The sequence below is a fragment of the Mesorhizobium sp. M2A.F.Ca.ET.039.01.1.1 genome (assembly GCF_003998035.1).
Taxonomy (GTDB): domain Bacteria; phylum Pseudomonadota; class Alphaproteobacteria; order Rhizobiales; family Rhizobiaceae; genus Mesorhizobium.
In genome coordinates, this window is record NZ_RZRY01000459.1 from 1 (window position 1) to 5,162 (window position 5,162).

Annotated in this window: 5 protein-coding genes; all 5 read left to right on the plus strand. The window is 56.9% G+C overall.

What is annotated here, in order from left to right:
- Nucleotides 1-885: DegT/DnrJ/EryC1/StrS family aminotransferase (locus EOA24_RS26755; protein ID WP_127410241.1), on the plus strand; the 885-nt coding region annotated here is incomplete at its 5' end.
- Nucleotides 882-1,655: an acylneuraminate cytidylyltransferase family protein gene (locus EOA24_RS26760; RefSeq protein ID WP_127410242.1), complete on the plus strand. Its 774-nt coding sequence runs from the start codon at nt 882-884 to the stop codon at nt 1,653-1,655. The genes EOA24_RS26755 and EOA24_RS26760, both read left to right, overlap by 4 nt.
- Nucleotides 1,652-2,245 (plus strand): hypothetical protein, encoded by a 594-nt coding sequence (locus EOA24_RS26765; RefSeq protein ID WP_127410243.1) that lies wholly within the window; start codon nt 1,652-1,654, stop codon nt 2,243-2,245. Before EOA24_RS26760 ends, EOA24_RS26765 begins: the two co-directional genes overlap by 4 nt.
- A 63-nt stretch (nt 2,246-2,308) precedes the next feature.
- Nucleotides 2,309-3,736, plus strand: a complete 1,428-nt coding sequence (locus tag EOA24_RS26770) for a hypothetical protein (protein ID WP_127410244.1) — start codon at nt 2,309-2,311, stop codon at nt 3,734-3,736.
- A complete protein-coding gene (locus EOA24_RS26775) occupies nt 3,733-4,809 on the plus strand; it encodes a hypothetical protein (RefSeq protein WP_127410245.1) in 1,077 nt (358 codons plus the stop codon). Before EOA24_RS26770 ends, EOA24_RS26775 begins: the two co-directional genes overlap by 4 nt.
- Nucleotides 4,810-5,162: the final 353 nt, after the last annotated feature.

Genomic DNA, 5,162 nt, shown 5'->3' on the forward strand with positions numbered 1-5,162 from the left:
TTTGTGGACATCGACCCGGCTAGCTGGGCGATTGACGTCAACCATGCAGAGCAGCTGATCACCAGATTGATCGCGGCTGGTCTGCCCAAACCAAGAGCAATGATCGTCGTTTACCCAATGGGGAACCCGATCGACATGACTGATGCCAGGGTGCTGGCTGCCCGCCATGGGCTCCGGATTGTAGCGGATGCGGCTGCGGCGATCGGTTCGACCTTTGATGATCGCCCAATCGGAGAGCTCGCCGACGCGACCACCTTTTCGTTCAATGGCAACAAGACGATAACTACGGGTGGAGGCGGGGCAATTGTGGGAGACGACTATGTCGTCGCGGCCGCTAGGAGCTTGGCGACAACCGGCCGTTTGGGCGTCAATTACGACCATGACAGGCCCGCTTTCAACGAGCGGATGACGAACATCGAAGCAGCTCTCGGCCGATCTCAGATCGCGCGGCTTGAGAGTTTCATCGCGGCGAAAGCGAGAATAAGGGCCAGACACGATCATTTTGCGCTGAAGCACGGCTTGCAGGTATTTCCACGGCATCGCCTGGCGCAGCATGGCGATTGGTTTTCCGGTGTCGTCCTGCGGCCTGAATCAGATATCCGTGCTCTCGTTTCCGTGCTTAACGCCCGTGGCATTGGCGTTCGGCTCTTTTGGAAACCCATGCACCTCCAGGATGGCTACGCTCCGCTTCTCAGATGGCTGGCGCATGCAGGGTTCTCGACCAAGGGCGCCTACCCCGTTGCAGATGGATTATGGCAGCGGGTCCTACCACTTCCGTGTTCGACCAATATTACCGATCGACAGATCGACAAGGTGCACGCGGTCTTGGCCGCCGCTCTGGCCGAAAATAATTCTTCCTTGGCGGACGTGGCGGCAATCGCTTGACCCGAAACCTTGGCATCATACTTGCGCGAGCCGGCTCCGTACGTCTTCCAGGCAAGAATACGCGGGAGTTCGCGGGCAAACCAATGATCAGTTGGACCTACGAACGCGCCCTCGCTCTCATCAGCCTTGGTCATCTCGATCATGTCGTGGTTTCAAGCGATGATCCCGAGGTCAGGGGACTCGCGCCTGAAGGCATTGAGGTGGTCGAGCGACCGATGCATCTTGCTACCTCAACCGCGACATCTTTCGATGCCGCCGTTCATGCACTTGCGGATGCCGAAATGAGGTTTGGGCGGATAGACATCGTCAGCCTTTTACAACCCACTTCGCCCCTAGCATCCATTGCATCCATTGCCAGTGTAGTCACATCTGTCTCCCGTGGCTTTGCAGGCTCCGCCATTACGGCATGCGCCATAGGCGAATGCGACCCTTCAACGGGCTGGGCGCCCACGCTGAAATCAAACGGCATGCGCGGTGTCGACGGAACCTCGGCAGGATGTAATTCGAGCAACGTATCGTCCGGTCGTTTTAACATTGTGAGTATGGAGCGGGCGAACGATCACGACAATCCAACGCACGTGATCACAGGAGCAGCCTATTCGGTGGAACGGGACTCCTTTCTGAAACACCGTGCTTTCATTCTTCGCGACTGCGCGGGGACAATTGTGCCCGCTTCTGAGGCCATTGACATAGACACCGCCCAGGACTGGGACGCAGCTGTGAAAATGGCGTTGGCGGCAACGATCGATCAAAGGGTCCTAATCGGATGAAGGTTGCAGAGCCGGCTTCGGAGATCCTGACGAAGGTCACGACGTCCCTTCGCAAGGGTGACCTCGGAGAGGCTGCCAGGTTGCTGGCCTCGCTCGATCGGGACCATACGCCGACGGCAACGGAATTGACGTTGGTGAGCCGATTGTCGCGAATGACGGCGGCGGCCCTTCGGGGGCCGCTGGATGATCCGCGTCTCATCGAACTCATTGGGGTCGTCATCCAACTGTCAACAACGGCAGAAGTGACCGGCGATTTGTCAAAGGCCCTTGCTCAAGGATTAAGAACGGTTGTTTCGTCCTATGTCGCTCAGGAAGAGCCCGACCCTGGCACATTCGATCGTCTCGCGTCGGCGTTACGGGTCCTCTGCAGCAAAATGATCAACGGCGAGTTGTCCGACGCTGTTCTGTCAGTGGCAGAGCACATCCCTGACACACCGGAACTGACGCATTTGCTTTCGGAGATGGCAGAGCAATGGCGCAGGGTCGGATTTGACACCCTCTCATCTGAACGTATCGAAGGTCTCACCCGAATAGCCTCAAAGCATCTGCATGCAGTAGATCCCTCCTCCGCGGCAGATTGGTCTGGTTGACTATCGAAATTTAGAATGCATTGAAGTTATACCCTCCCCCAATCCAGGATACAAGGACATCACATGTCAAATAAAGTAGGTGCGGGCGAGCCGCAGAAGCAGAAGCCGCTGCGGAGCCGTCGGACGCCGGAACGCCATGATACAATCAAGCCGGCCGTCACCGATACGGCAGGGGGCGCCGCCCGCCGCGAAGCGAGCCCAGGACGCGGGGATTTTCGCATGATATCGGCGCGGGCTATTGCCCGTATGGGTGATTATCAATCCGCGACAAAACTCTATATGGAGATTCTTTCCGATCGGCCCAAGGACAAGCCTGCCCTTGCGGCTCTTGCCCGCATAGGTATTGCGCACAAAAACATTGGGATTCTTAGCACTGTGGCCAAGCAGGCTGGGCTTCTCGATCAAGCGACATTGGCCTCGGTTGTCGGCCTTCTTCTCCGATTCGATGCTGTGTTTGTGTTGCGAGATATGATTCAGCGCGAAGGTGCGCTTGCAGCTGACTTTGTCGCCCCAACGGTTCGCCGTTGTCACTCTATGCTGCGCAAAACCGCCGGCGGAAATGAGGAAAATCGTGCGCAGCGGGCCCTTCTTTGCCGCTGCATTCTCGACATCGCTCCCGACGATGCGTCCGCCCGGAGCGGTCTCGCGCGCCTGTTCGAGAAAGACCTCGTCGCCGTCCGTAAGCTCTCAGGAAGCGAACTAAGGAAGGCTGCGGCAAAGATACTCGATCAAGACCCGCGGAACACCGAAGCTTTGCGCCAGCACGCGGCGGCCTGCCTAGACATGGGCGACCTTGCTTCCGCTTATGCGTCTCTGGCACGTCTTCCGGATGCCGATTTGACTCAGCCTAGGATTTCGGCCCAATTCGTCGTTGCCTCCTCCGCGTCACGTTCGCTTGAGGAGCATGCGGGGGATTTGCGTCGGCTTAATGCCAGCAAGACGGATAGGAATTCAGTGCTGGTACATCGGGCGAGCCGGATGGGTCTCAAAGCAGCGTCGACAGCCCGAAATCATGTGGCTGTGATCGCCTTCGCCGACTTGGTCCTGGCGCAAAAGGAAGGCGATTCTACTGCCGATAAGCTGCGTTGCGTTGCGGTTACACAGCTCAATCGAATCCTCCAGAAGGCAATGAGAGCCGGGGCAGTTTCCCAGGTTGAGTCCCTCTGGGAAAGTATCGCTCATGTCGCGGACGTTGATGTGAGCTCCGCCGTAATGCGCTTTTTTCTCCGCACGAAGGACTATGGACGAGCTGAGTCTATCGCCGAAAGACTGTTGCTGAAAGAGCCGGAAAACTCGATGGCTAATCAGGTCAAAGCAAAATTACACCATGAGCGTGGGGAGTATGGGCAGGCGCTTCACCGGGCAATGACCGTTCTTAAGGACAATCCGCAAGATTTGGCCATGATGCGCATCCTGAAATATGCTGGCGCAAGGCTTACGCCTGCGCAGCGACCGGCGAGTATGTCGGCAAATAACGTCAGGAACGTATGAACCGGAAACCACAAGAGCATGCCTTCGCGGATGCTTCGACGCTCTCCACGGCTGGAGAGGCCGAAGCGTCTGCCCGGATCACAATATATAACAGGTATGTTGAGAACGCAGATGGAACGGTTGAACGCCTTCGGCGTGAGATCGACGTTCTGGTCTTTGAATTGGAACGCAGGCAGAAAATCGCCTCATCACAGGCTCTCAAGGCTCGCCCCAGCGTTATCAGTTCACGTGCTGATGCGATTCTCATACAGTTGATTAATGGCACTGGCCCGGCAGTTGATATGCCGAAGCCGCCCCGCCGTGCGCACGCATTAGCTGTTTGGAAAGCTCTATGGGGACTGAGATTCCATACGGATATGAATAGTGATCGCCTTGGTATGTTCTGGTGGCTTGTTGAGCCTCTCCTCCATGTGGTTCTGATCACGTTCGCGGCACTTCTCTTGCACGGCGGAGAAGTGTTCGACATGCCAGCCTTTCCATTCGCGGTTATAGGTGTGATTGTCTGGCTTACCTTCCGTACCACCTTCCTAGCAGCGCTTGCGGGACCAGGCGCCTTGGTACACCTAGTTGATCATCCTGACGTTTCACGATTCGACGTCATGGTGGGAAGTTCGGTCAAGGGGGTGATCGTCAACAGCTGCATAGGGATTGTCATGCTTGGCGGCTGCGTCGCGACTGGAGTGACCCGCCTGCCGGAAAACCCGCTGTTGTTCGGGGGTGCGCTCCTGTCGACTGCCGCCCTCGGCTTCGGCAGCGGTCTAGCTGCATACCATGCATCCCTTTATTATCCGGGGCTTAGAAAAATTTATGTAATGATTTTACGCATCATTGCCACATTTTCCGGCTTATTCTTTGTGAGCGAGCAAGTCCCGGGGGAATACGCGGGATACGTGTTATGGAATCCGGTCCTGCATCTATCCCAATTTGCTCGGAGCGGCTGGTTTTATACGTATGAGAGCACGGATGCATCGATAGGCTACGTCTTCGCTTGCCTTTGCGGTACGCTTGCTGTCGGCCTTGCCTGTGCCGTTATGAACCGTCGTGCCCGCGCAAGACATGGGGAATATGCGTGAGGTCGGCCGGGCGCATAAGTTTGAGGAATGTCCACCTCGTTGAGCGGGTTTCGCCCGTGGGGCGTTCTGCTCGCCGAAGAACAGTTTTGTCAGGTGCCAGCGTCGATATCGTCGCGGGCCGCTACATTCTCACCGGCGAGGAGAACGATCGGCGGTGCCTGGTCGACCTTATCGTTGGACGCAGGGACCCACTACTGGGCTCTATTTGGAGAGAGGGTCGTTGCTCCTATCCGGTTGGGAGGACCGGTCCCTTTGCAATCCCGGTACGGGGAGCTGAAATCGTCAATTTCATGGGGGAATTGTACCGGTTCGACGCGAGCCATGCCCTTCGCGAACTCCACAGTGTCTTACCA